The 23,647-nt window shown below is 74.7% G+C and carries 14 protein-coding genes and 2 pseudogenes; 13 read left to right on the forward strand and 3 right to left on the reverse strand.

All coding sequences use genetic code 11. The features are described 5' to 3' along the window. Nucleotides 1–175: 175 nt before the first annotated feature. The 6 genes from CP982_RS34590 to CP982_RS34615 all read left to right on the forward strand — a co-directional run bounded on the left by CP982_RS34590 (nucleotide 176) and on the right by CP982_RS34615 (nucleotide 4,985). Nucleotides 176–1,519, forward strand: coding sequence for a radical SAM protein (locus CP982_RS34590; protein WP_150514066.1), 1,344 nt, complete (start codon nucleotides 176–178; stop codon nucleotides 1,517–1,519). A gap of 124 nt (nucleotides 1,520–1,643) precedes the next feature. Beyond that, nucleotides 1,644–1,832, forward strand: a complete 189-nt coding sequence (locus tag CP982_RS34595; RefSeq protein WP_150514067.1) for a hypothetical protein — start codon at nucleotides 1,644–1,646, stop codon at nucleotides 1,830–1,832. Nucleotides 1,833–1,944: 112 nt separating this feature from the next. Next, complete coding sequence (locus CP982_RS34600) at nucleotides 1,945–2,670, forward strand: SDR family NAD(P)-dependent oxidoreductase (protein WP_229879348.1); 726 nt, start codon at nucleotides 1,945–1,947, stop codon at nucleotides 2,668–2,670. A 17-nt stretch (nucleotides 2,671–2,687) separates the two neighbouring features. Further along, a complete protein-coding gene (locus tag CP982_RS34605; protein WP_150514068.1) occupies nucleotides 2,688–3,266 on the forward strand; it encodes a GNAT family N-acetyltransferase in 579 nt (192 codons plus the stop codon). A 110-nt stretch (nucleotides 3,267–3,376) separates the two neighbouring features. Then, complete coding sequence (locus CP982_RS34610; protein WP_150514069.1) at nucleotides 3,377–4,507, forward strand: hypothetical protein; 1,131 nt, start codon at nucleotides 3,377–3,379, stop codon at nucleotides 4,505–4,507. Nucleotides 4,508–4,550: 43 nt separating this feature from the next. Continuing rightward, a complete protein-coding gene (locus CP982_RS34615) occupies nucleotides 4,551–4,985 on the forward strand; it encodes an ankyrin repeat domain-containing protein (protein WP_150514070.1) in 435 nt (144 codons plus the stop codon). An 87-nt stretch (nucleotides 4,986–5,072) separates the two neighbouring features. Here the strand turns inward: CP982_RS34615 and CP982_RS34620 are convergent, their stop codons facing one another. Both CP982_RS34620 and CP982_RS34625 read right to left on the reverse strand, forming a co-directional pair. After that, entirely contained in the window at nucleotides 5,073–6,599 is a 1,527-nt protein-coding gene (locus CP982_RS34620) for an amino acid permease (RefSeq protein ID WP_184925575.1), read from the reverse strand. 92 nt (nucleotides 6,600–6,691) lie between these two features. Then, nucleotides 6,692–7,687: a hypothetical protein gene (locus CP982_RS34625; protein ID WP_150514071.1), complete on the reverse strand. Its 996-nt coding sequence runs from the start codon at nucleotides 7,685–7,687 to the stop codon at nucleotides 6,692–6,694. Nucleotides 7,688–8,050: 363 nt separating this feature from the next. On the opposite strand from CP982_RS34625, the gene CP982_RS34630 reads away from it, so the two are divergent. The 4 genes and pseudogenes from CP982_RS34630 (at nucleotide 8,051) to CP982_RS34645 (ending at nucleotide 13,550) form a co-directional block, all read left to right on the forward strand. Further along, nucleotides 8,051–9,499, forward strand: a complete 1,449-nt coding sequence (locus CP982_RS34630) for an FGGY family carbohydrate kinase (RefSeq protein ID WP_150514072.1) — start codon at nucleotides 8,051–8,053, stop codon at nucleotides 9,497–9,499. A 95-nt stretch (nucleotides 9,500–9,594) separates the two neighbouring features. Beyond that, nucleotides 9,595–11,049 (forward strand): FAD-dependent oxidoreductase, encoded by a 1,455-nt coding sequence (locus CP982_RS34635; protein ID WP_150514073.1) that lies wholly within the window; start codon nucleotides 9,595–9,597, stop codon nucleotides 11,047–11,049. Between the two features lie 23 nt (nucleotides 11,050–11,072). Further along, nucleotides 11,073–12,047, forward strand: a pseudogene (locus tag CP982_RS34640) (FAD-dependent oxidoreductase); the annotation flags it as partial. Between the two features lie 705 nt (nucleotides 12,048–12,752). Further along, nucleotides 12,753–13,550, forward strand: coding sequence for an AfsR/SARP family transcriptional regulator (locus CP982_RS34645; protein ID WP_170316544.1), 798 nt, complete (start codon nucleotides 12,753–12,755; stop codon nucleotides 13,548–13,550). Nucleotides 13,551–13,643: 93 nt separating this feature from the next. Here the strand turns inward: CP982_RS34645 and CP982_RS34650 are convergent, their stop codons facing one another. Next, entirely contained in the window at nucleotides 13,644–15,161 is a 1,518-nt protein-coding gene (locus CP982_RS34650) for an AMP-binding protein (RefSeq protein ID WP_150514076.1), read from the reverse strand. Nucleotides 15,162–15,539: 378 nt separating this feature from the next. On the opposite strand from CP982_RS34650, the gene CP982_RS34655 reads away from it, so the two are divergent. The 3 genes and pseudogenes from CP982_RS34655 to CP982_RS34665 form a co-directional block, all read left to right on the forward strand. Then, complete coding sequence (locus tag CP982_RS34655; RefSeq protein ID WP_150514077.1) at nucleotides 15,540–16,565, forward strand: 4-aminobenzoate N-oxygenase; 1,026 nt, start codon at nucleotides 15,540–15,542, stop codon at nucleotides 16,563–16,565. Between the two features lie 140 nt (nucleotides 16,566–16,705). Further along, complete coding sequence (gene aroF, locus CP982_RS34660) at nucleotides 16,706–17,767, forward strand: 3-deoxy-7-phosphoheptulonate synthase (protein WP_229879346.1); 1,062 nt, start codon at nucleotides 16,706–16,708, stop codon at nucleotides 17,765–17,767. Further along, nucleotides 17,764–23,577, forward strand: a pseudogene (locus CP982_RS34665) (type I polyketide synthase); the annotation flags it as partial. The gene aroF and the pseudogene CP982_RS34665, both read left to right, overlap by 4 nt. Nucleotides 23,578–23,647 lie beyond the last annotated feature (70 nt).

Raw genomic sequence — 23,647 nt, forward strand, 5'->3', positions numbered from 1 at the left:
CCCGCTCCCGCGCGCGGCGAGGGCGCCTCCGCACGCCCGCGACCGGAGCCGGGTTCGGCACGCCGCGCGACGGTATTAGCGTGGACCTCGTACGTGGCGATCCCACGCACACCGGCAGAACCGGCAAAACATGACAAATAAGTCAAGACCCGACAGGATCCGAGGTGCCCGCCCCATGCCCAGGCGTACGGAGTTGATCGAAGGACTCATGCAGCGGCATCCGCTGGTGCCGCGCGAGGCCGTGATCAAGGAGGACCTGCTGCGCGGTGGCGTGGCCTTCGACGAGTCGGCGCTCAGCGACAGCGCGAACGAGGCCTCCGGCGACATCAAGCCGAAGTCGTACTTCATCTTCTCCTTCGACCACGGCACCCTGCCCGAGCTCGGCGCCGCGGCCCTGCGCCGCCCGCCGGAGGAGATCGTGCTCACCGGCGGCCCCTACGAGCTGCGCCGCACCGTGGTGTCGGTGCGCGTCAACCCGTCGTCCCCGTACCGCGTGGCCGCCGACGGCGACGGCGTGCTCGGCCTCTACCTGGACGGTCAGCGCATCTCCGACGTCGGCGTGCCGCCGATGCCGGAGTACTACCGGCACAAGCTCGCGAACGGCAAGTCGGTCATGGAGGTCGCGCCCACCATCCAGTGGGGCTACCTGATCTACCTCACGGTCTTCCGGGTCTGCCAGTACTTCGGCGCCAAGGAGGAGTGCCAGTACTGCGACATCAACCACAACTGGCGCCAGCACAAGGCGGCGGGCCGCCCGTACACGGGCGTCAAGCCCGTCGAGGAGGTCCTGGAGGCGCTGGAGATCATCGACAAGTACGACACCGCGAAGACGTCCACGGCGTACACGCTCACCGGCGGCGCCGTCACCTCGCAGATCGGCGGCAAGGACGAGGCCGACTTCTACGGCCAGTACGCCAAGGCCATCGAGGAGCGCTTCCCCGGCCGCTGGATCGGCAAGGTCGTCGCCCAGGCGCTGCCCAAGGAGGACGTCCAGCGCTTCCACGACTACGGCGTGCGCATCTACCACCCGAACTACGAGGTGTGGGACCGCCGCCTCTTCGAGCTGTACTGCCCCGGCAAGGAGCGCTACGTCGGCCGCGACGAGTGGCACCGCCGCATCCTGGACTCCGCCGAGGTCTTCGGGGCGCGCAACGTCATCCCGAACTTCGTGGCGGGCGTCGAGATGGCCGAGCCGTTCGGCTTCAAGACCGTGGACGAGGCCATCGACTCGACCGTCGAGGGCCTGCGCTACTTCATGGCGCACGGCATCACGCCGCGCTTCACCACCTGGTGCCCGGAGCCCACGACCCCGCTCGGCAAGGCCAATCCGCTGGGCGCGCCCCTCGAGTACCACGTGCGGCTGCTCCAGGAGTACCGCGCGACGATGGAGGAGTTCGGGCTCTCCTCGCCGCCCGGATACGGTCCGGCGGGCCCCGGCAACGCGGTGTTCTCGGTCAGCTCCTTCATGGACAGCCTCCCGGCCGAACAGGCGGCGCCCGAGGCGCCCGAGAAGGTGTAGCGCGCCCCGGGCGCCGTGCGGGATCGATTCAGCGGCCTCTTCCGGGTGACAGGGCGGATATCGGGACATCACGGAGGGCAGCTCTGCGGGGAATCAACCCACCTCGTACGCAGAAAGGCTGTTCATGCGCCGTATCGCTGCCCTCGCCGTCGGAACGCTCGCTCTCCTGGGGGCGGTCGCCGCGCCCGCGAGTGCCATCCCGGACCCCCTGGCCGTCGTCGACTGCGCCGTCCAGGACGTGACGGGCCTCGTGGACCCCGCCAGCCTCGGGGTTCCGGCCGAGGTGCCGGCCACGGGGTGCCTCGCCCCGTGATCTGAGCGGGCGGGCGAGCGGGCCCCTTCTCCCGCTCGTCCGCTCCCGGCCCTTCGGCCGCGCCGCTGTGCCTACACTGCGGCCACAAGATCCCGAAGGGTCGGAGGCACCCGTGAACGTGACCGTGATCACCGGTGGCAGCCGTGGCATCGGCGCCGCCGTCGCCCTGCGGCTCGCGCAGGACGGACATGACATAGCCCTCGGCTACCGCTCGGACGCCGAGGCCGCCGGGAAGACCGCGGACGCCGTCCGCGCCACCGGGCGCCGCTGCGTCACCGTCGCCCTCGACACGGCGGACGAGCGCGACGTGGACCGGCTCTTCGACACCGCCGCCGCCGAACTCGGCCCGGTCACGGGCCTGGTGAACAACGCCGGGGTCAGCGGCCCGAACGGCCCCCTCGCCGAGGCCGACGCCGAGGGCATGCGCCGCGCCCTCGACGTGAACGTCCTCGGCTATCTGCTCTGCGCCCGCCGCGCCGTGCGCGACATGACCCGCACCGGCGGGGGCGCGATCGTGAACATCTCCTCGGCCGCCGCCACCCTCGGCAGCCCCGGCCAGTACGTCCACTACGCCGCGACCAAGGCCGCCACGGACGCCATGACCGTCGGCCTCGCCAAGGAGGTCGCGGGGATCGGCATCCGCGTCAACTGCGTGGCCCCGGGCATCATCTGGACCGAGTTCCACGAGGACCCGCAGCGTCCGGCGAAGCTCGCCGACCTCATCCCCATGGGCCGCTCCGGCCGCCCCGAGGAGATCACCGGGGCCGTGTCGTGGCTCCTGTCGGACGACGCCTCGTACGCGACGGGCGCGGTGCTGCGCGTCGCGGGCGGGATGTGACGGGAGGGGGGAAGAACGTGGAGCTGCGCACCGTTCGGCTCACCGACGACATCGTGCTGCGCCCGTCGACCACGGCGGACGCCGCGGCCCTCGCCCGCGCCTACGACCGCAGCCGCGCCCACCTCGGCCCGTGGGACCCGGAGCGCCCGCCCGAGTTCTTCACCACGGCCGGTCAGCTGGCCCTGCTGCGCGCGTACGAGCAGGAGCGTGCGCAGGGGCTGCGGGCGCGCTGGCTGCTGTGGGACGAGTCCGGGGCGCGAGCGGGCGAGGAGGCCGTCGTCGCCGGGGGCATCGCGCTCTCCCACATCGTCGGCGGCCCGCTGCGCAGCGCCGACCTCGGCTACTGGATCGACTCGGTGTACACCGGGCGCGGCCTGGCCACCGCCGCCGTGACCGCGGTGTGCGCCGCCGCGGACGCCGACCTGCGGCTGCACCGCCTGGAGGCGGGCACCCTCCCGCACAACGCGGCCTCGCAGCGGGTGCTCGCCAAGTGCGGCTTCACGGAGTACGGCCTGGCCCCCTCCTATCTGCACATCAACGGCGCCTGGCAGGACCACCGGCTGTTCCAGGTCATCCTCAACGACCGCGAGCCGTAGGGCAGTTGGCGGGACGTCCGGGTTTTGTCACCCGGGTGCCTAGCCCCGCCCGTGCGGGCGTCCCAGTGTGGTCCCTCCTGTCCGGCCCACCCGTGTGGAGGGAACCAGCCGTGAGACGAAGACGATTTGTGTCAGGGACGCTCGGCGCGCTGTCCGGGATCGCGCTCGGCCCCGCCGCGGTCCGCGCCGCCGCGTCGGCGCCGCGGACGCAGGGCTGGCAGGCGGTGCCCGCGCCCGGCAGCACGCCGCCCGCGCAGCTGCGCCGGATCGCCGCCGCCGGGCCCCGACTGGCCTGGGCCGTGGGCGAGGAGGCAGTCGGCGGCTCGTCGCCCTCGCGGGCGCTCGCGATGGTCTGGAACGGCACCGCCTGGTCGAAGACCGACGTGTCCTCGCCGGCCTACGAAGGGCGTCTGATCGACGTCGCCGGGGTCTGCGCCGACGCGGCGTGGAGCGTGGGCCAGCCCGTCGGCAGCGCGAGCCCGCTGCTCCGCTGGGACGGCACGACCTGGCGGGAGGCCGCGTTCCCCGGCAAGGGCGAGCCGGACGTGCGCCTGAGCGCGGTGGCCGTCGGGGCCGACCGGCGGGTGTGGGTAACCGGCACCCGGGGCGGCTCCAACCGGCTGCTGCACCGGGACGGAAAGCGCTGGCGGTGGCTCGACCCGCTGCCTGCGCCGGGCGTGAACCTGTACCGGGTGGTGCTGCGCACGCCCGAGGAGGTCTGGGTCTGCGGCGACCGGGCGTCGGGCGGCGGCTGGGTCGGGTTCGTGGCACGGTGGAACGGATCGTGGACGGTGCTCCCGTCGTTCCTGGGCCTCCGGCAGACCATCGCCGACGTCCACGCGGTCGCCGCGGACGACGTCTGGGTCGTGGGCAACGAGTTCGGCGTCGGCGGGCCTCCCGGGCGTCCCGGCAACCCCATCCTGCGGCACTGGGACGGCACCGCCTGGAGCGAAGTGGACGCGGGCTTCACCCTCGGCTCGCTCTCCTCGATCGCGGGTGACGCGCAGGGCCGCCCCGCGTGGATATCGGCCTGGAACCACCAGGACCAGACCCGCAGCACGTATCTGCGCCACGACGCGGGCACCTGGACCATCGTGCGCGGCCCCGTGGGCCCCGCCCCGGCACCGTACGTCAACGACCTCGCGCGCACGCCGGGCACCTCGGCCTTCTGGTCGTGCGGGATGACCAGGGCGGCACCCTACCCGCCGACCGAGGCCTACACGGAGCGCTTCGACGCCTGAATTCGCTGGTCACACCCGCTGTGCGGCAATTAGCCTCGGCCCGGTGAACGAACGCAAGCGGAAGAAGTACTCCCGTCGTCTCTTCGAGGCCGTCCTGCACGGTGACGCCTCTCGGGTCAGGGCGCTGCTGCGGGCCGGGGCCGACCCGGGACGCCCCGACCGGGAGGGCGTCACCCCGCTGTACGAGGCTTCCGTGAACGGCAGGACGGGCGTCGCCCGGGTGCTCCTGAGGGCGGGCGCCGCCCCGGACGCCGAGAGCGCCGGACTCGGCGCGGACGGCACGCCCCTGTGCGCGGCCGCCTGTTGGGGGCACACCGCGACCGTGCGCGAACTGCTCGCGCACGGCGCCGATCCGAACCTCCGCGAGGAGCACGGCGCCGGCTGGTCGCCGCTGGAGTGGGCGCGCGAGGGCGCCCACTCCGAGACGGCCGCCGTCCTGCTCGCGGCGGGCGCGATCTCGCCCGAGAGGGCCGCCTGAGCGCTGTGCCGCGAACGCTGTGCAGAGACCTGCGGGTTGTCCGTGGCCGGTCGCGCAGTTCCCCGCGCCCCTTCGGGGCGCTCCCGGCTAGACGATGCCCTCGGCGATCTCCGCCTGTTCCTTGTCCGTGCCGTACGCGGCCGGGGTGCTGTAGGTGCGCCGCGCCACGAACCACCAGATCGTGGCGAGGACGAGGACCACGGCGAGCGCGATGGACGCGTAGTTCATGGTGTCGACGTTCACCGGCGACGACTGCGGGAGGCAGAACAGGACGGTCACGAAGGCGACCCAGCACACCGCGATCCAGCCCACGGGCTTGCTCCACCGGCCCAGGTTCCACGGCCCCGGCTCGAACCGGTCGCCCGCCTTCAGACGCAGCAGGATCGGGATGGCGTACGCGGGCGTGATGCCGATGACGTTGATGGCGGTGACGGCGCCGTAGGCGGTCTCGGAGTACAGCGACGGCAGCGCGATGACGCCCGCGAGGCCGACCGAGAGCCACACCGCTGGGACCGGCACCTGCGTCTTGGGGCTCACCTTGCGCCACACCGCGGAGCCGGGCAGCGCGTTGTCGCGGCTGAAGGCGAAGACCATGCGGCTGGCCGCGGCCGTCTCGGCGTTGCCGCAGAAGAGCTGGGCCACGATCACGATGAGCAGCAGCGCGGTGGCGCCGGACGTGCCGAGCCCGTCGATGAAGATCTGCGCGGGCGGCACGCCGGTCGCGCTCTCCTGGGTGCCGACGTAGTCCTGGATGGCGAAGGTGAGCCCGGCGAGCAGCACGAACCCGGCGACCCAGGAGACCCAGATGGCGCGCACGATGCCGCGCGCGGCGGTCACCGAGGCGTTGTTGGTCTCCTCCGACAGGTGCGCGGAGGCGTCGTAGCCGGAGAACGTGTACTGGGCGAGCAGCAGGCCGATCATGCACACGTACACCGGGCTCGACCAGCCGGTGTCGTTGACGAACTCGCCGAACACGAACGACGGCGACTGGTGCGAGTCGGGGACGATCGCGAGGACGCCGACGATCACCGCGACGCCCGCCAGGTGCCACCACACGGAGATGGAGTTCAGGAGGCTGACGAGCCGGACGTTGAACAGGTTCAGCAGCGCGTGCAGGAGCAGGATGCCCAGGAAGATCACGAAGGTGGAGCCGGCCGTCGGGTGGAAGTCGGTGTGCATGCTCAGCAGGGCGCCGCTGAACAGGGCCGCTCCGTAGTCGATGCCCGCGATCGCGCCGAGCAGGCCCAGGAGGTTGAGCCAGCCCGTGTACCAGCCCCAGCGCCTGCCGCCGAGCCGGTCCGCCATGTAGTAGAGGGCGCCCGACGTGGGGTAGGCGCTGGTGACCTCGGCCAGGGCCAGGCCCACGAACAGGACCATCAGACCGACTCCGGCCCAGCCCCACATCATCACCGCGGGCCCGCCGGTGCCGAGGCCGAAGCCGTACAGCGTCATGCAGCCGGACAGGATGGAGATGACGGAGAAGCTGATGGCGAAGTTGCCGAAGCCGCCCATGCGGCGGGCCAGGACGGGCTGGTAGCCGAGCTCCCTGAGCCGCTGCTCCTCGTCGGGGAGCGGTGGTATCGCGGCAGGACTCGACACGGTGGTGCGGGACACGGATCAACCTCCGGGGAGAGCGGGGGTGCGGGGGTGTGAGGGGGTGTCGGGACGGGGGTGACGAAGGGTGCTGCTGGGTGTGGGGGAGGGGGTCAGTCGCGCGGGCCGGGGCCGCGCGCGGCGTGCAGGCAGCGCGCCCGGGCCTGTACGAAGGCCTCGGCGGCGGCGTCCGCGTCGCCCGGCGACGTGGTGCGGTACGTCCACGGCACGACGGCGTAGAAGGGGTCGAGGGCCTCGAACACCCGCACCGCGTCGTGGAAGTGGTGCGCGCCCCACAGCGCGTGCGCCAGGTAGTTGAGGTCGAGCAGCGAGGCCGCTTCGGGCTGCGCGTGGTCGAACCACAGCTGGAGCGCGCGCAGCGCGCCGCGCGTCGCGTCCTCCGCGATCCAGTGCAGGTCGAGCGCGCGCTCGCTGCCGCCCTCGCGGCGGTAGCGCTCCACCCGGACGTACAGCGGGAGCACGTGCAGGGGCGATCCCGCGGGCGCCGCGGCGGACGCCCAGTGCACGAAGTTGACCGCCTCGGTCAGCGGCGCGCCGGGCCTGCGGTGGTACGCGAACTGGAGCATGCGGTGGTACGCCTCGCGGTTGCCGGGGTCGCGCTTCTCGGCCTCGGCGAGGAGCTGCCACGGGCCGGGGAACAGCATCGGCTCGGGTGCCGCGACCCGGTGCTCGTCCCACCGCTGGCCCTCGTCGAGCTGCGCGAGCGCCAGCAGGCAGATCCAGGGAACGGGGTCCTCGGGGGAGGTCTGCGAGGCGATGCGGCAGGCGGAGTTCGCCTCGCGCCACAGGTCGTTGGTGTGGCGGTGGCCCGCCCGGTGCGCGCGCAGGGCGCGCTCCACCGTGACCCGGGTGTGCAGGACCGTGGCGGCGACGCTGCGCGGCTCCTCGGCGAGCCAGGCGCGCACCACGTCGGAGCCGGCGACGGCGGCCGCCAGGACCTGGGTGCGCTGGGTCCACAGGCCCCAGTCGGGGGTCTCGGTGAGCAGGTTCCTCGTCGACACCCAGCGGCCTGCCTTGAGGTCCTGGAGCACGGCGCGCAGCGGCGCGTCGTGACCGGCCGGGTGATACACCGGGCGGGCTAAGGGCATCGGCTGGGTCCTCTGGGCTGGCTGCGGACTGCTGGGTACGGGCTCGGCACGGGCTGGGGGTGAGGCTGTGGTCTGCGCGTTCCGTGAGTGATGAACTGATGTGCGAGTGAGTCTTGTTGTTCGGCGGTCAGTGTAGAGCGGAGACTTCCGATTACTGGGCAGTCCTCGGATCTTTCTTGACCAACTTGTGTCAACGCGGCGCGCCGGTGTGCGTTTTGGTTTCTCGCTCGTTCAACAGCGGTCCCTAATGCGCGCTTTGGGTGCTCCCCGTCCCTTGACGGTCCCCCGCCGCCTGTAGCAGGCTGCCGCCGTGATCACGACTTACTGCGCGGTGTCCGCCCCCGGGCGCGGACGAGGCCGCGGATGACGGCCGGCGGCCCGGTTCTGGCCGTCGACCAGGGCACTTCCGGCACCAAGGCCCTCGTCGTCTGTCCCGAGCGCGGAGTGATCGCCTCCGGCAGCGCGCCCGTCCGCCCCCGCCATCTGCCCGGCGGCCTCGTCGAGGTCGGCCCCGGCGAACTGCTCGCCTCCGTGCTCGACGCCGGGCGCGAGGCGCTCGACCGCGCCGGTGAGCCGGTCGCCGCCGTGGGCCTCGCCAACCAGGGCGAGACCGTCCTCGCCTGGGACCCGGCCACGGGCGAGCCGCTCACCGACGCCCTGGTGTGGCAGGACCGCCGCGCCGAGCCCCTGTGCGCCGAACTCGCCGCGCACGCCGACGAGCTGAGGGACCTCACCGGGCTTCCGCTCGACCCCTACTTCGCCGCGCCCAAGATGGCGTGGATACGCCGCCACCGCACCCGCCGCGGCGTGGTGACCACCAGCGACGCCTGGCTGGTCCACCGGCTCACCGGTGCCTTCGTGACGGACGCCGCCACGGCGGGCCGCACCCAGCTCCTCGACCTGGACTCCGTCACCTGGTCCGAGCGCGCCCTCGCCCTCTTCGGGCTCGACGGCGAGGAGCTGCCCCGCGTCGTCGACGCCGCCGAGCAGGTCGGGACCACCGACGCCTTCGGCGCCGAGCTGCCCCTGACCGGCCTCCTCGTCGACCAGCAGGCCGCGCTGCTCGCCCAGGACGTCACCGAGCCCGGAAGCGCCAAGTGCACCTACGGCACCGGCGCGTTCCTGCTCGCCCAGACCGGTGAGCGGCCGCGGCGCGGCGGCTCCGGCCTGGTCGCCTGCGTCGCCTGGCGCCTCGGGGGCCGCAGCAGCTACTGCCTGGACGGCCAGGTCCTCACGGCCGCGTCGGCCGTGCGCTGGCTCACGGACCTCGGCGTGATCAAGGGTGCGCGGGACCTCGACCCGGTCGGCTCGGCCGTGCCGGACAGCGGCGGCGTCACCTTCGTGCCCGCGCTCGCCGGGCTCGCCGCCCCCTGGTGGCGCGGCGACGCGCGCGGCTCCCTCACCGGCCTCGGCCTGGACACCACCCCCGGGCACCTGGTGCGGGCCCTGTGCGAGGGCGTCGCCGCGCAGGTCGCCGAGCTCGCCGACGCCGCGGCCGCCGACCTCGGCGAGCCGCTGCGGAGCCTGCGCGTCGACGGCGGCCTGACCCGCTCTGCGCTGCTCATGCAGACCCAGGCCGACCTGCTCCAGCGGCCCGTCGAGGTCTCCGCCCTGCCGGACGTCACGGCGCTCGGCGTGGGCGCGGTGGCGCGCCTCGGCCTGGACGGCAGGCTCGGCCTTCAGGACGTCGTACCCGAGTGGCGGCCCGCCGCCGTGTACGAGCCGCGGATCGGCCCGGACGAGGCCGCGACGCGCCGCGCGGCCTTCCGCGCCGACGTGACGGCACTCCTGGAGCGCACCCCTCCGTCATGACCGCCGCGCGCCGGGGCCCCGCCTCCCCGGCGGCGGGGCCGCGCGCCCCTCGAACGAACCGCCCGCACGACCCCTGAGGGACGAGAGCCGGACCCATGAGCACCGAGCGACACGACCGTACGACGTCCGAGCGGCAGGGCCGCGTCACCCGCTCCGGCGTGCTCCCGGAAGCGACGTACGACGTCACCGTCGTCGGCGCGGGCGTCGTCGGCACGGCCGTCGCCCGCGAACTGGCCCGCCACGCGCTGCGGATCGCGGTGGTCGAGTCCTCCGACGACGTGGGCGAGGGCACGTCCAAGGCCAACACGGCGATCCTGCACACCGGCTTCGACGCCGTGCCCGGCTCCCTGGAGGCCCGGCTCGTCCGCGAGGGGCAGCGGCGGCTCGCCGCGTACGCGGCCGAGACCGGCATCCCCGTGGAGCCGGTCGGCGCGCTCCTGATCGCCTGGGACGAGGAGCAACTGGCCGCCCTGCCCGGCCTGCTCGACAAGGCCTCGCGCAACGGCCACCACGAGGCCGCGCTCCTGGACGCCGCCGCCGTGCGGGCCCGCGAACCCCACCTCGGTCCCGGCGTGCTCGGCGCACTCGCCGTGCCCGGCGAGAGCGTCATCTGCCCCTGGACGACACCGCTCGCCTACGCGACGCAGGCCGTGCGCTCCGGCGTGGACCTGCACCTCGGCAGCCCGCTGACGGCGGTCGCCCAGGACGGGGACGTCCACGTCCTCACCACCGGCCGGGGGCTCCTGCGCACCCGCTACCTCGTCAACGCGGCGGGCCTGTACGCCGACACCGTCGACCGCATGCTCGGCCACGACACCTTCACCGTCACGCCCCGGCGCGGCCAGCTCATCGTCTTCGACAAGCCGGCCCGCGACCTCGTGCGCCACATCCTGCTGCCCGTGCCCACCGCCCTCGGCAAGGGCGTCCTCGTCGCGCCGACGGTGTACGGCAACGTCCTGCTCGGCCCCACCGCGGAGGACCTGGACGACAAGCGGGCCACCGGCTCCACGGCCGAGGGCCTGGCCGGGCTGCGGCGCCAGGGCGCCCGCCTCCTGCCGCCGCTCCTCGACGAGGAGGTCACCGCCGTCTACGCGGGGCTCCGCGCGGCGACCGAGTACGACGACTACCGCATCGACGCCCGGCCGCGGCAGCGCTACGTGACCGTCGGCGGCATCCGCTCCACCGGCCTGACGGCCTCCATGGCCATCGCGGCGCACGTCACCGGGCTGCTCGCCGACACGGGCCTTCGCCTCGGCGCGGCCCGGGACCTCGCGCCGGTGCGGATGCCCAACCTGGGGGAGGCCTTCCCGCGCCCCTACGAGAGCGCCGAGCTGATCGCCGCCGACCCCGCGTACGGCACCCTCGTCTGCCACTGCGAACGCGTCACCCTCGGGGAGATCCGTGACGCCCTGCGCAGCACGGTCCCGCCGGTCAGCGGCGACGGCCTTCGCCGCCGCACCCGGGCGCGCGGTGGCCGGTGCCAGGGCTTCCACTGCGGGGCCGCCGTACGCGCACTCCTCGACGGACGCGACCGGGTGGCACGGCGATGAACGACGAGCGGCGGGAGACCCCCATGAGGCGCGCACGCGCGGTCGACGTCCTGGTCGTGGGCGCGGGCCCGGCGGGCCTCGCCACCGCGGCGGCGCTCGCCGCGGCGGGCGCGGGCCGCGTCGAGGTCCTGGAGCGCGAGCGGCAGGCGGGCGGCGTCCCGCGCCACTGCCACCACGGCGGCTTCGGCGACCGCACGGTCGCGGGCCTGGCCCTCCCCGGCCTGAGCGGGCCCCGTTACGCGCGGCGGTGCGTCGAGGCGGCCGTGCGCGCGGGCGCCACCGTGCGCACCGGCGTCACGGCCACCGGGTGGGCGGGGCCCCGCACCCTCGACACGACCTCGCCCCGCGGCCTTGAGCGGCTGACCGCGCGTGCCGTCGTGCTCGCCACCGGGGCCCGCGAACGGCCCCGCGCCGCGCGCCTCGTGCCCGGCAGCAGGCCCGCGGGCGTCTACACCACCGGCGAACTCCAGCAGGCCGTCCACCTCTTCGGGCAGCACGTCGGCACCCGGGCCGTCGTCGTCGGCGCCGAGACCGTCTCGTACGCGGCCCTGGACACGCTGCGGCGCGCCGGGGTCCGGGTCGTGGCCCAGGTGACGCCCGCGGGCAGGCCCGACGCCCCGGCCGCACGCGTCGCCTCGGCCCGGTTGTGGCACGGGATCCCCCTGCTCACGGACGCGGACGTGGCCGAACTCATGGGCCGGGGGCGCCTGTCGGGCGTGCGCCTGCGCCACCGCGCCGGGCTGAGCGCCGAGGTCGCCTGCGACACCGTGGTGTTCACCGGCGACTTCGTCCCCGACCACGACCTCGCGCGGCGCGGCGGAGTGCCGCTCGCGCCCGGCACCCGGGGCCTCGACGTCGACGCGGCCTTCCGCACGGGGCTCCACGGCGTGTTCGCGGTCGGGAATGTGGCCCACGCCGTTGAGCCCGCGCGGGTGGTGGCGGCGGAAGGGCGGCGCGCGGCGGAGTCGGTGCGGCGCTTTCTCGCGTCCGGCGCGTGGCGGAGCGCGGCGTCCGCTCGATAGCGAAAAATTGACGCCAAAAATGAACCGTCAACCACCGGGGTCTTCGGGCGTACACCGGCGCGGTGACGGGCGCACGCCAATGGGGTGGCGGAATCTCCTCTTTCCCAGGGAGTATCGGCCAGCCTGCGGCTCGTTAAGGGCGCGCGTTCTCCCGGTGTAGTTGCCTATTCGAAGACATGGTTCCGCAGGTGCGGGACTGTCTTGAATTGCGTGATCGTTTCGTCGCCCCTGGGGAAGGGGTGAACAATGCAATCTCATCGCCTCAGGGCGCCTGCACGCGATCCGTTGTGTCCCCTCGCCCCTCTTCTCGCCCCGGGCCTGCTGCGACGGGAGGGAAGCCAAGATCTTCGACGAGATTACGCAACTTCCCAATGTATCTCGGGCGAAACTGCTGAAGCACCCTCAGTTTCACGCCACGGCGGCGCATCAGTGGGGGACGTGCTCTCTCAGGAAGCTGGCCTAGAGTAACGCGCGGTGATGTGGGGAACGCTTCCCCCTCTTTACTCATGCAGTGCGCAGCGAAAAGTACAGGAGCAGGTCGGCCAGGATCCTTGACCGCCGGTGCCGACGTCGTATCGATCTTCGCGAGGGGGAAACCGGGTGGCCATGGGAAACGGGTGGCACCAGAGGGAAAACTTGATGACTGTGAAAGCTGTGAAAGGTGTTGCGCAATTTCCAGCAGTGTTCCCGGACAATTTGTCGTTCAACATTCTTGGGCCCCTGGCGGTGTGGTCGGCCGAGGGACCGCTGCCCCTGGGTCCCGCGCGGCAACGCGCGGTCCTCTCCGCCCTGTTGCTGGCTCCCGGGCAGGTGATAGGCACCGAACGGCTCACGGAGGCCATCTGGCCCGCGGGGCCGCCCGGCAACGTGGTCGCGAGCCTGCACAGCTACGTGTCCCATCTGCGCCGCCAGCTGGAGCCGGACGGCCCGCCCCGGGGGCGCAACCGCGTGCTGCGCAGGGAGTCGCAGGGCTATCTGCTCGCGGTGCAGGCGGAGCGCGTGGACGCCTGCCGCTTCGAGGGGCAACTGCGCGCCGGACGGCGGCTGCTGCGGGCGGGCCGCTACCCGGAGGCGTGCCGGGCCCTTGAGGAGTCGCTCGCGCTGTGGCGCGGCGCGCCGTACGCGGAGCTGGGCGACTACGAACCCGCCGTGCGCGAGGCGACGCGTCTGGAGGAGCTGCGCCTCATGACCTGGGAGGCCCTGTGGGAGGCCGAGTTGGCCTGGGGCCGGGACAACGGCACCGTGGTGGCCGAGCTGGCCGCGCTGAGCGCGCGGTATCCCACGCGCGAGCGTCTGGGCTGGCTCCTGATGGTCGCCCTGTGCGAGGTGGGCAGGCAGGCGGAGGCGGTGCGCGTGTACCACCGGATACGCCGGGCCCTCGCGCAGGAGCTCGGCGTGGACCCGGGCCGCGAGTTGCGTGCGCTCTTCGGCCGGATCCTCCGTGACGAGTTCGTCGGGCGGGTGTGCGTCCTGCACTGACGCCGACGGACCGCCGGGGGAGGAGGCCCGTCCCGCCGGGACGGTGCTCCTCCCCGGCGGTACGGGGCGGCCTCACGGCACGGGGCGGCCGCCTCAGTGGATGCGCCGGTCCTGGTGCGCCCAGTACGGCTCGCGCAACTGGCTCTTGCGGACCTTGCCGTTGCTCGTGCGCGGCAGGGAGTCCCGGAAGTCCACGCTGGTCGGCGCCTTGTACCGGGCCAGGCGCCGCTTGCAGTACGCGATGATCCCGGCCGCGTCCCGCGCGGCCCCCGCGGCGGGCACCACGACCGCCTTGACGGTCTCGCCCCAGCGCTCGTCGGGCACGCCGATGACGGCCACCTCCGCGACGTCCGGATGGCCGAGGAGGCAGTCCTCGACCTCCACCGACGACACGCTCTCGCCGCCGGTGACGATGACGTCCTTCAGCCGGTCGAAGAGCAGCAGGTGCCCCTCGTCGTCGAAGGACCCGGCGTCGCCGGTGTGGAACCACCCGTCCCGCAGCGCGGCCCCGTCGGCCCGCTCGTCCTGCCAGTAGCCGTCGAGGACCATGTTCGAGCGGGCCAGGACCTCGCCGCGCTCACCGGTCCGCATCCGCACGCCCAGGGCGGGCGCGCCCGCACGCGTCAGACCGCCGCTGCCGGGCGCCCCCGGAAGCCGCCGGTTGAAGGTGAGGAGCGTCGTCTCGGTCAGGCCGTACACCTGGAGGAACTCCCAGCCGAGGGTCTCCTCCACCTGGGCGACGAGCCGCTCGTCGACGGGCGCGCCCGCGCACACCACCCGCGTCCGCCCGCGCCCGGGCACCTCTCCCGGCCAGTCCCGGGCCGCCCGGATCACCGCGTCCCACACGGCGGGCGCGCCGAACGCGAGGGTCACGCCGTGCTCCTGGACCCGGCGCAGGATCTCCGTACCGTCGATCCGGCGCAGCAGCACCTGCTGCGCGCCGAGCCCGGCGAGCAGGAACGGCACGCCCCAGCCGTTGCAGTGGAACGTGGGCAGGGTGTGCAGATAGACGTCCCCCTCCCAGATCCGCCCGTGCACGCCGAACGTCATCGCGTTGAGCCAGATGCTCCGGTGCGTCAGGGCGACGCCCTTGGGGCGGGCGGAGGTGCCCGAGGTGTAGTTGAGGGTCGCCACCGCGTTCTCGTCCGGCCGCGCCCAGGGGCGCGGCTCGACGCCGAAGCGCATGACCTCCGTCTCGGTCTGCTCCCCGAGGACGAACCGCTTCGGTACGTCGACCGAGCCGAGGACCGCCTCCACGTCGGGGTCGACGAACACGACCGAGGCGTCGCACTGGCGCAGGATGTACGCGATCTCCTCGGGCGTGAGCCGGTAGTTCACCGGCACGCAGATCCGCCCGCTCGCCGTCACGGCGTACAACAGCTCAAGGAGACGCGACGAGTTGGGGCTGACGACGGCGACCCGCTCGCCCGCGCCGACACCCAGCGCGGCCAGACCGGCCTGCCAGGCCCGTATGCGCGCGAGGAGCGTGCCGTACGTCGTCGTCGGCACCGGGACGGCCGGCTGCCCCGGCTCGTCGACGAGCGCCGTGCGCCCGGCGGCGGCCGCCTCGGCGCGGTCGAGGAAGTCGGCCGTGGTGAGCGGAACGAGCATGATGCGTCCTCACAGTGGTGTGCCGGAGACAAGTGGTGTGCCGGGAACGACGGAGAAGCGGTGCCGGGAACGACGGAGAAGCGGTGCCGGGGACGACGGAGAAGCGAGGGAGCGACGAGCGGCGGGATCGAGCGGACGGGAGCGGCCGGGACGGCCCTGAACACGGCGGACACCGACGGCGGTGCTGTCACTCCGGGCGGTGCACGCGCCGGGGCCACACGCCCGCGTCACCGCGCCTCGTCCTCATCCTGGCATCCCCGATCGGCATCCAGAAAGCCTCGGTCGGCGCTCGCCAAGTCGCCTCCAAGAAACCGCCAAGAGCGGCCGGTGACGATGCACCGGCACCACGGGCCACGGGTGCCGAGGCGGGGAGGAACCATGCGATACGAGGAGGCGGGTGTGTCGGGCGTGCTGACCACCTGGGCCGCCCGAGGGTGGGCCGAGGAGCACGGCGTCGGCAGTGACACGCTGCGCCGCCTGGTGCGGGCCTGGCCGCGCCGGGCGGCGGTCACGACCAGGCCCGAGGTCATGGACGAGAGCGCCGACTACGACCCGGCGCTGCCCGACTACCCGCTTCACATCGTGCCGTTCGCGGAGCACCCGCGGTTCCTCGCGGCCGGTCCCGACCAGCGGCGACAGGTCCTCACCGGCCTGTGGATCGGCTACAACGAGCGCGTCATCGCCACCGAGCACCTCATCGCCGAGCCCGCCTTCGACCTCGTCATGTGCGGCGTCTTCCCGGGCGGTGACGCGCCCCTGGTGCGCCAGAGCGTGCAGCAGGCCGTCGTGGACGAGAGCTTCCACACGTACATGCACATGCTCGCCATCGCCCGCACCCGGGAGCTGCGCGGCGTGCGCACCCGGCCGGAACAGCCGCCGCTCGTCACCTACCGGCGGCTGTGCCGCCTCCTCGCCGAGATGCCCGAGGAGTGGGAGCGCCACGTCGCCGTGCTCGTCTGGGGCGCGGTCGCCGAGACCTGCATCAACTCCCTGCTCGCCCTGCTCGCCCGGGACGACTCGATCCAGCCCATGCACTCCCTCGTCACCACCCTGCACCTGCGGGACGAGACGGCGCACGGCTCGGTCGTCACCGAGGTCGTCAGGGAGCTGTACGAGCGGATGAACCCCGCACAGCGCCGCACCCTGGTGCGCTGTCTGCCGCTCGCCCTGGAGGCGTTCGCCGCGCAGGACCTCTCCACGCTGCGGCTCGAACTGGACGGCGCGGGCATCCGCGGCGCCGACGAGATCGTCGGCGACCTGCGGGCGATGTCCTCCGGAGGGCGGCTCGTCCGCGACTTCTCCGGCGCGCAGCGGATGGTCGAGCAGCTGGGCCTGACCGGTGAGGTCGACTTCGACTTCCCCGAGCGGCCCGCGTGGTCGCCCGGCGCGGCGACGCCCCGCTGAGGCCGCGCGGGGGAGGGCCGGGCCCCGCCGAAGGCCGCACCCGCGCCCGAAGGACCGCCGAAGGACCCGCACGGCCCGTCAACGGCCGCCCGCACGGCCGACCTCCGACAGCCGCAGAACCGCCGCAGAAAGGTGACCTGATGATCGTTGCCCGCCTCCGCCCCCTTGTGCCGCTCGACGAACAGAGTCGGCTGACCTCCGCGTGGCGGCACGACGGACACCGGTCGTTCCACTGCCGGGCCGGCCGCCACACCCTCGTCACCTTCCCCGACCTCGCCCCGGCCTCGCCCGACGGCGAGGAGTTCATGGCCGTGCTGCGCGCCAGCGCCGCCGTCGAAGCCGTCGTCGACAGCGCGCAGTCACCGCCCCTGAGCAGCTTCGCGGCCACGGGCGAGCCGAGCGCCGTCCGCGTCGGCGACCGGAGCGTGGGCGGCGGCTCCTTCACCTGGATAGCCGGGCCCTGCGCCGTGGAGAGCGCGGACCAGCTGATGACCGTGGCGAGGGACGTACGGGCCCGGGGCGCGCACCTGTTGCGGGGCGGCGCCTTCAAACCCCGAACGTCCCCCTACGCGTTCCAGGGGCTCGGCACCGACGGGCTCGCGCTGCTGCGCGACGCGGCCGCGGCGACCGGGCTCGGCGTCGTCACGGAGGTCGTCGACGCCGCCCACGTCGAGGCCGTGGCCGAGGTCGCCGACGTGCTCCAGATCGGCACGCGCAACGCCCAGAACTTCCCGCTGCTGCGCGAGGTGGCGCTGACCGGCCGCCCCGTCCTGCTCAAACGCGGCTTCGGCTGCACCGTCAAGGAGTGGCTGCACAGCGCCGAGTACCTGCTCGCGGCGGGCAACGGCAACGTGCTGCTGTGCGAGCGCGGCGTGCGCACCTTCGAGGACGCGAGCCGCTTCACCCTGGACATCACCGCCGTGCCGCTCCTGAAGCGGCTCAGCCATCTGCCGGTGATCGTCGATCCCAGCCACGCCTGCGGGCACGCGGACCTGGTGGCCCCGCTGGCCGCGGCCGCCGCCGTCGCGGGCGCCGACGGCGTGATGGTCGACGTCGACGAGGAGGGCCGTACCGCGCTGTGCGACGGGAAACAGGCGATCACGCCCGACGCGTTCGGCGCCCTGGTGGCGCGGACCGCACGGATCCTGCACAGCGCGGAGCCGGTGGAGCCGGTCGCCGAGCGCGCGATGGTGAGCCGATGACCGAGGAGGCGACGGTGGAGCGGAACGAAGGACGTGACCGGGCGCTGCGCCGACGGCTCACGGAGGCGGGGGACGTCGAGCGGCACCGGCTGCTGCTCGACCTGATCCGCACGCACGCGGCGGCCGCGCTCGACCGCGGCGACCCGGCGCCGCTCGACGCCGCCCGGGCGTTCGGGGCGCAGGGCGTGCGCGGCCGGGCCGCCGCGCGCCTGCGCGAGCGCCTCAGCGAGGCGACGGGCGTCGCCCTGTCCGCGACCGCCCTCTTCGACTACCCGACGCCGGAGGGGCTCGCCGCCCACCTGTGCTCACAGGTGCTGGGCGAGCCCGCCGCGGCCGCCGACGACACCGCACCCGGCGGCGGGGCCGTGGACGAGCCGATCGCCATCGTCGGCATGGGCTGCCGCCTGCCCGGCGAGGTGCGCTCGCCGGACGACCTGTGGCACCTGGTGCACTCGGAGACCGACGCGATCTCCGAGTTCCCCCGCGACCGCGGCTGGACCGTCGCCCACGACCCGGACCCGGACCACGTCGGCACCACCGTCACCCGGCACGCCGGATTCCTGTACGACGCCGCCGACTTCGACGCCGACTTCTTCGGGATCAGCCCCGGCGAGGCCGTCACGATCGACCCCCAGCACCGCCTCCTCCTGGAGACGGCGTGGGAGGCCGTGGAGCGCGCCAGGATCGACCCGACCTCGCTGCGCGGCAGCAGCACCGGCGTGTTCGTCGGCATCATGTACAGCGAGTACGGCGCCCGCATCCGGCACGTGCCGCCGAGCGCCGAGGGCTACCGCGTCGTGGGCAGCATGCCGAGCGTGGCCTCCGGGCGCCTCGCCTACGCCCTCGGCCTCGAAGGGCCCGCCGTCACCGTCGACACCGCCTGCTCGTCCTCCCTGGTCTCCCTGCACCTGGCCGCCCAGTCGCTGCGCAAGGGCGAGTGCCGCCTCGCCCTCGCGGGCGGCGTCACCGTGATGGCGACGCCCTGGGGCTACGTCGAGTTCAGCAGGCAGCGCGGGCTCGCCCCGGACGGGCGGTGCCGCTCGTTCTCCGCCGACGCCACCGGCAGCAGCTGGTCGGAGGGCGTGGGCGTGCTCCTCCTGGAGCGCCTCTCCGACGCCGTCAGGAACGGGCACCGCGTCCTCGCCGTGGTCCGCGGCTCCGCCGTCAACCAGGACGGCGCCTCCAACGGCCTGACGGCGCCCAACGGCCCCGCCCAGCAGCGCGTCATCCGCCAGGCCCTCGCCCACGCCGGGCTCACCACGGCGGACGTGGACTGCGTGGACGCCCACGGCGCGGGGACCCAGCTCGGCGACCCCATCGAGGCCCAGGCGCTGCTCGCCACCTACGGCCAGGGACGGACGGCCGAACAGCCGCTGTGGCTCGGCTCGCTGAAGTCCAACATCGGCCACACCCAGGCTGCCGCCGGGGTCTCCGGCGTCATCAAGATGGTGATGGCCATCCGCCACGGGGTGCTGCCGCGCAGTCTGCACATCAGCGAGCCGACCCCGCACGTCGACTGGGGCTCCGGCGCGGTGCGGCTCCTCGCCGGGGCCGAACCCTGGCCCGACGCGGGGCGGCCGCGCCGCGCGGGCGTCTCCTCCTTCGGCGTGGGCGGGACGAACGCCCACGTCATCGTGGAGCAGGCCGCCCCGGCCCCCCAGGCCCCGGCCCCCGCCCCGCCCGCCGCGGCCGACGAGGACGCGCCCGCGCGCCCGCTGCCCTGGCTCGTCTCCGGCAGCGGCGGGCCCGGCCTCAAGGCCCAGGCCCGGCGGATCGCGGAGTTCCTCGCCGCGGACCCCGAGGCGCCCGACGCGGACCTGGCGTACTCCCTGGCGACGACGCGCGCCGCGCTCGCGGACCGGGCCGTCGTGGTGGCCGCCGACCGCGCCGAGGCCGCCGCCCGCCTCGCGGCGCTCGCCGACTCCGCCGACGGCGCGTACGGCGGCCAGGGCGAGCACACCGCCCTCGGCACCGCCACGGCGCGCGACCGCGTCACCTTCGTCTTCCCCGGCCAGGGCTCCCAGTGGCCGGGCATGGCGGCCGAGCTGATGAGCGCATCGCCGGTGTTCCGCGAGTCCATCGAGGCCTGCGCCGCGAGCCTCGCCCCGCACGTCGACTGGTCGCTGCCGAAGGTGCTGCGCGGCGAGTCCGGAGCGCCGACCCTTGAGCGCGTCGACGTCGTCCAGCCCGCGCTGTTCGCGGTGATGGTCTCCCTGGCGGCGCTGTGGCGCTCCTTCGGCGTCGAACCCGCGGCCGTCGTCGGCCACTCGCAGGGGGAGATCGCCGCCGCCCACGTCGCGGGCGCGCTCTCGCTGGACGACGCGGCCCGCGTCGTGGCCGTGCGCAGCCGCGCCCTGCGGGTCCTGTCGGGCCGCGGCGGCATGGTCTCCGTCGTGGCCCCCGTCGACCAGGTGCGGCGCGGCCTCGCGCCGTGGGACGGCGCCGTGTCCGTCGCGGCGGTCAACGGACCCCGGTCCGTGGTCGTCTCCGGCGACTCCACCGCCCTCGACGAGGCCATGGCGGCCTTCGAGCGGGACGGCGTGCGCGTGCGCCGCATCCCGGTGGACTACGCCTCGCACTCGGCGCAGGTCGAGGAGATCCGCGACACGCTCGTCGAGGCGCTTTCCGGCATCCGGCCGCGCCCGGCCACCGTGCCGTTCCATTCGACGGTGTCCGGTGAACCGATCGACACCACCGCTCTGGACGCCACGTACTGGGTCGACAACCTGCGCCACACCGTCCAGTTCCACCGCACCGTCGGCCGGCTGCTGGCCTCGGGGCACACCACGTACATCGAGATGAGCCCGCACCCCGTGCTCACCATCGGCATCCAGGAGACGGCCGACGCCGCCGCCGACACCGTCGGCCGTGACGCCCTGACCGTCGAGTCGCTGCGGCGCAACGAGGGCGGCGTCGGCCGGTTCCTGACCGCGGTCGCCGAGGCCCACGCGCACGGGGTCGCCGTCGACTGGACGGAGGCCTTCCGGCACGCCGCGCCGCGCCCGGCGGACGTACCGACGTACGCCTTCCAGCGGCGCCGCTACTGGCTGGAGGACGCGGCCCCGCCCGTGGCGGACGTGGCGGCGGCCGGGCTCGACGGCGTCGACCACCCGCTGCTCGGCGCCGCCGTGCCGCTGGCGGACGGCAGCGGCGGCACGCTCTTCACCGGGAGCGTCTCGGCGCGCACGCACCCCTGGCTCGCCGACCACGCCGTCGCGGACGTCCTCGTCGTACCGGGCACCGCGCTCGTGGAGGCCGCCCTGCACGCCGGTGCGCAGACGGGCTGCGACGTCCTGGAGGAACTGGTCCTCGAAGCCCCGCTGATCCTGCCCGAACAGGACGCCGTGCGCGTCCAGTTGAGCATCGCCGGGCCCGACGCGGCCGGGCGGCGCGACGTCACCCTCTACTCCCGGGCGCACGACGCGGCCGCCGACGAGCCGTGGACCCGGCACGCCGGCGGCACCCTCGCGCGCGCGGCCCGCCCGGCCACCGCGCAGCCGACGAGCTGGCCGCCCGCCGGGGCCGAGGAGGTCGAACTCGACGACTGCTACCGCGAGCTGGCCAAGGCGGGGCTCCACTACGGCGCCGCCTTCCAGGGACTGCGGCGCTGCTGGCGCCTCGACGACGAGCTCTGCGCGGAGGTCGAACTCCCCGAGGCCGCGGGCGGCACCGACCGCTACGGCCTGCACCCCGCCCTGTTCGACGCCGCGCTGCACGCGGCGGCCCTGCCCGGCGGGCCCGGCGCGGCCGACGGCGGCGCCCCGACCCGGCTGCCGTTCTCCTGGACCGGTGTCACCCTGCACGCCACCGGCGCCGCCCGGCTCCGGGCCCGCATCCGCCGCACCGAGCCCGACGCGCTGTCCCTCACCGCGACCGACCCCGCGGGACGCCCGGTCGTGACGGTCGACGCCCTCGGCATGCGCCCGGTGACCGCCGAGGCCCTGCGCCGGGCCGCGGCCCTGTCCGACGCCTCGCTGCTGCGCCTGGAGTGGCGGCCGGGGCCGCTGCCCGCCCCCGGCGCGCCCGGGGCCTCGCGCTGGGCCTGGATCGGGCCCGGTGGCACCGACGCGGACGCCGCCCTCGCCGCGTGCGGCGTCGTCCGCACCGCCCACCCCGACGTGGCGGCGCTGCGCGCCGAGACGGCCGCGGGCGCCGCCGCGCCCGACGTCGTCGTCCTCGCGGAGCCCGCCACGGCCGACGGCGCCGACCTGGCCGCGGCCGCGCACCGGGCCGTGCACCGGGTCCTGACCGCCGTGCGGGACTGGTCGGCCGACGACCGGCTCGCGCACACACGCCTGGTCGTCCTCACCCGGAACGCGGTCGCGGCGGCCCTCTCGGAGGCCCCCTCGGCGGCACCCGACCCCGCCCTGGCCGCCGTCTGGGGCCTGGTGCGCTCCGCGCAGTCGGAGCACCCCGGCCGCATCACTCTGGTGGACCTCGACGGCACGGCCGCCTCCCTGGCCGCGCTGCCCGCCGCCGCGGACGGCGCACAGGACCAGCTCGCCGTGCGCGCAGGGGCCCTGCTGACCCCGCACCTCGCGCGCGTCCCCGCACCGGCGCGCCCCGGCGACGCACCGGCGTGGCGCACGGACGGCACCGTCCTGGTCACGGGCGGCCTCGGCACCCTCGGCCAACTCCTGGTCCGGCACCTGGTGGTGACTCACGGAGTGCGCCGTCTGACCGTCGTGGCGCGCTCCGGCGCGGCGGGCGCGGACGCGTTCCTGCGGGAGCTGCGCGCCGAAGGCGCCGAACTCCACGTGGTGGCGGGCGACGCGGGGGACCGCGACGTCCTGGCGGGCGCCCTGGAGTCGATCCCCGCCGACCGCCCGCTGACGGCCGTCGTGCACCTGGCGGGCGTCCTGGACGACGGCGTCCTCGCCGCGCAGACGCCGGAGCGCGTCTCCGCCGTGCTGCGCCCCAAGGCGGACGCGGCCTGGCACCTGCACGAGCTGACGGCCGCGGCCGGCGTGCCGCTGGTGGCGTACTCGTCCGTGTCGAGCGCACTCGGCCCGGCCGGGCAGGCCGGATACGCGGCGGCGAACGCGTTCGTGGACGCCCTGGCCGCCCGGCGCCACGCCGCGGGCGAACCCGCGCTCGCCCTCGGCTGGGGCCTGTGGGACGCGCGCTCCGGCCTCACCGGCGACCTCGCGGACACCGACGTGCGCCGCATCGCCCGCTCCGGCGTCAAGCCGCTCTCCAGCGACCAGGGCCTGGCCCTGTTCGACCTGGCCCGCGCCACCGGCGAACCCGTCGTCTTCCCGCTGCGCCTGGACACCGCGGGCCTGCGCGGCGGCGCCACCGACGACGTGCCGCCCCTGCTGCGCGGGCTCGCCCGCACCCCGGTGCGGCGCGCCACCGCCGAGGCCGGGGACGCGCCCGGGCAGGAGTCCCTGGCCGAACGGCTCGGGCGCCTGTCCGCGCCCGAGCAGGACGAGCTCCTGCTCGACCTGGTCCGCGGCCATGTCGCGGCCGTCCTCGGCTACGACGACCCGAGGACCGTCGGCGAGCGGCGCCCCTTCACCGACATCGGCTTCGACTCGCTGCGCGCGCTGCAACTGCGCAACCGGCTCGGCGGCGCCACGGGCCTGCGCCTGTCGGCCACGCTCGTCTTCGACTACCCCACGCCGCTGGCCCTCGGGCAGCAGCTGCGCACGCTGCTCGTACCGGACGCCGGGGACCAGCCGGTGCCCGCGCCGCGGGCCGACGCCGGGAGCGAGCGGCCGGGCGCGCACGAGGCGGCCCTCGACCGGCTCGGCTCGGCCTCCCGGGAAGAGGTCTTCGACCTCATCGACGACATGCTCAGCGAGTAGGTCCCCGGGGCCCCGCCCGCCACGATCCGGTCCCACGATCCGGTCCGCCACGATCCGGTCCGCTCGAACC

Origin of the sequence: Streptomyces spectabilis (genome assembly GCF_008704795.1) — a bacterium.
In the GTDB taxonomy this organism is placed as follows: Bacteria; Actinomycetota; Actinomycetes; order Streptomycetales; family Streptomycetaceae; genus Streptomyces; species Streptomyces spectabilis.

What these genes read in the sequence shown, in the direction of transcription:
- CP982_RS34590 (WP_150514066.1), top strand. Translation starts at nt 176, where the DNA reads ATGCCCAGGCGTACGGAGTTGATCGAAGGACTCATGCAGCGGCATCCG.
- CP982_RS34630 (WP_150514072.1), top strand. Translation starts at nt 8,051, where the DNA reads ATGACGGCCGGCGGCCCGGTTCTGGCCGTCGACCAGGGCACTTCCGGC.
- aroF (WP_229879346.1), top strand. Translation starts at nt 16,706, where the DNA reads ATGATCGTTGCCCGCCTCCGCCCCCTTGTGCCGCTCGACGAACAGAGT.
- CP982_RS34655 (WP_150514077.1), top strand. Translation starts at nt 15,540, where the DNA reads ATGCGATACGAGGAGGCGGGTGTGTCGGGCGTGCTGACCACCTGGGCC.
- CP982_RS34625 (WP_150514071.1), bottom strand. Translation starts at nt 7,687, where the DNA reads ATGCCCTTAGCCCGCCCGGTGTATCACCCGGCCGGTCACGACGCGCCG.
- CP982_RS34635 (WP_150514073.1), top strand. Translation starts at nt 9,595, where the DNA reads ATGAGCACCGAGCGACACGACCGTACGACGTCCGAGCGGCAGGGCCGC.
- CP982_RS34595 (WP_150514067.1), top strand. Translation starts at nt 1,644, where the DNA reads ATGCGCCGTATCGCTGCCCTCGCCGTCGGAACGCTCGCTCTCCTGGGG.
- CP982_RS34650 (WP_150514076.1), bottom strand. Translation starts at nt 15,161, where the DNA reads ATGCTCGTTCCGCTCACCACGGCCGACTTCCTCGACCGCGCCGAGGCG.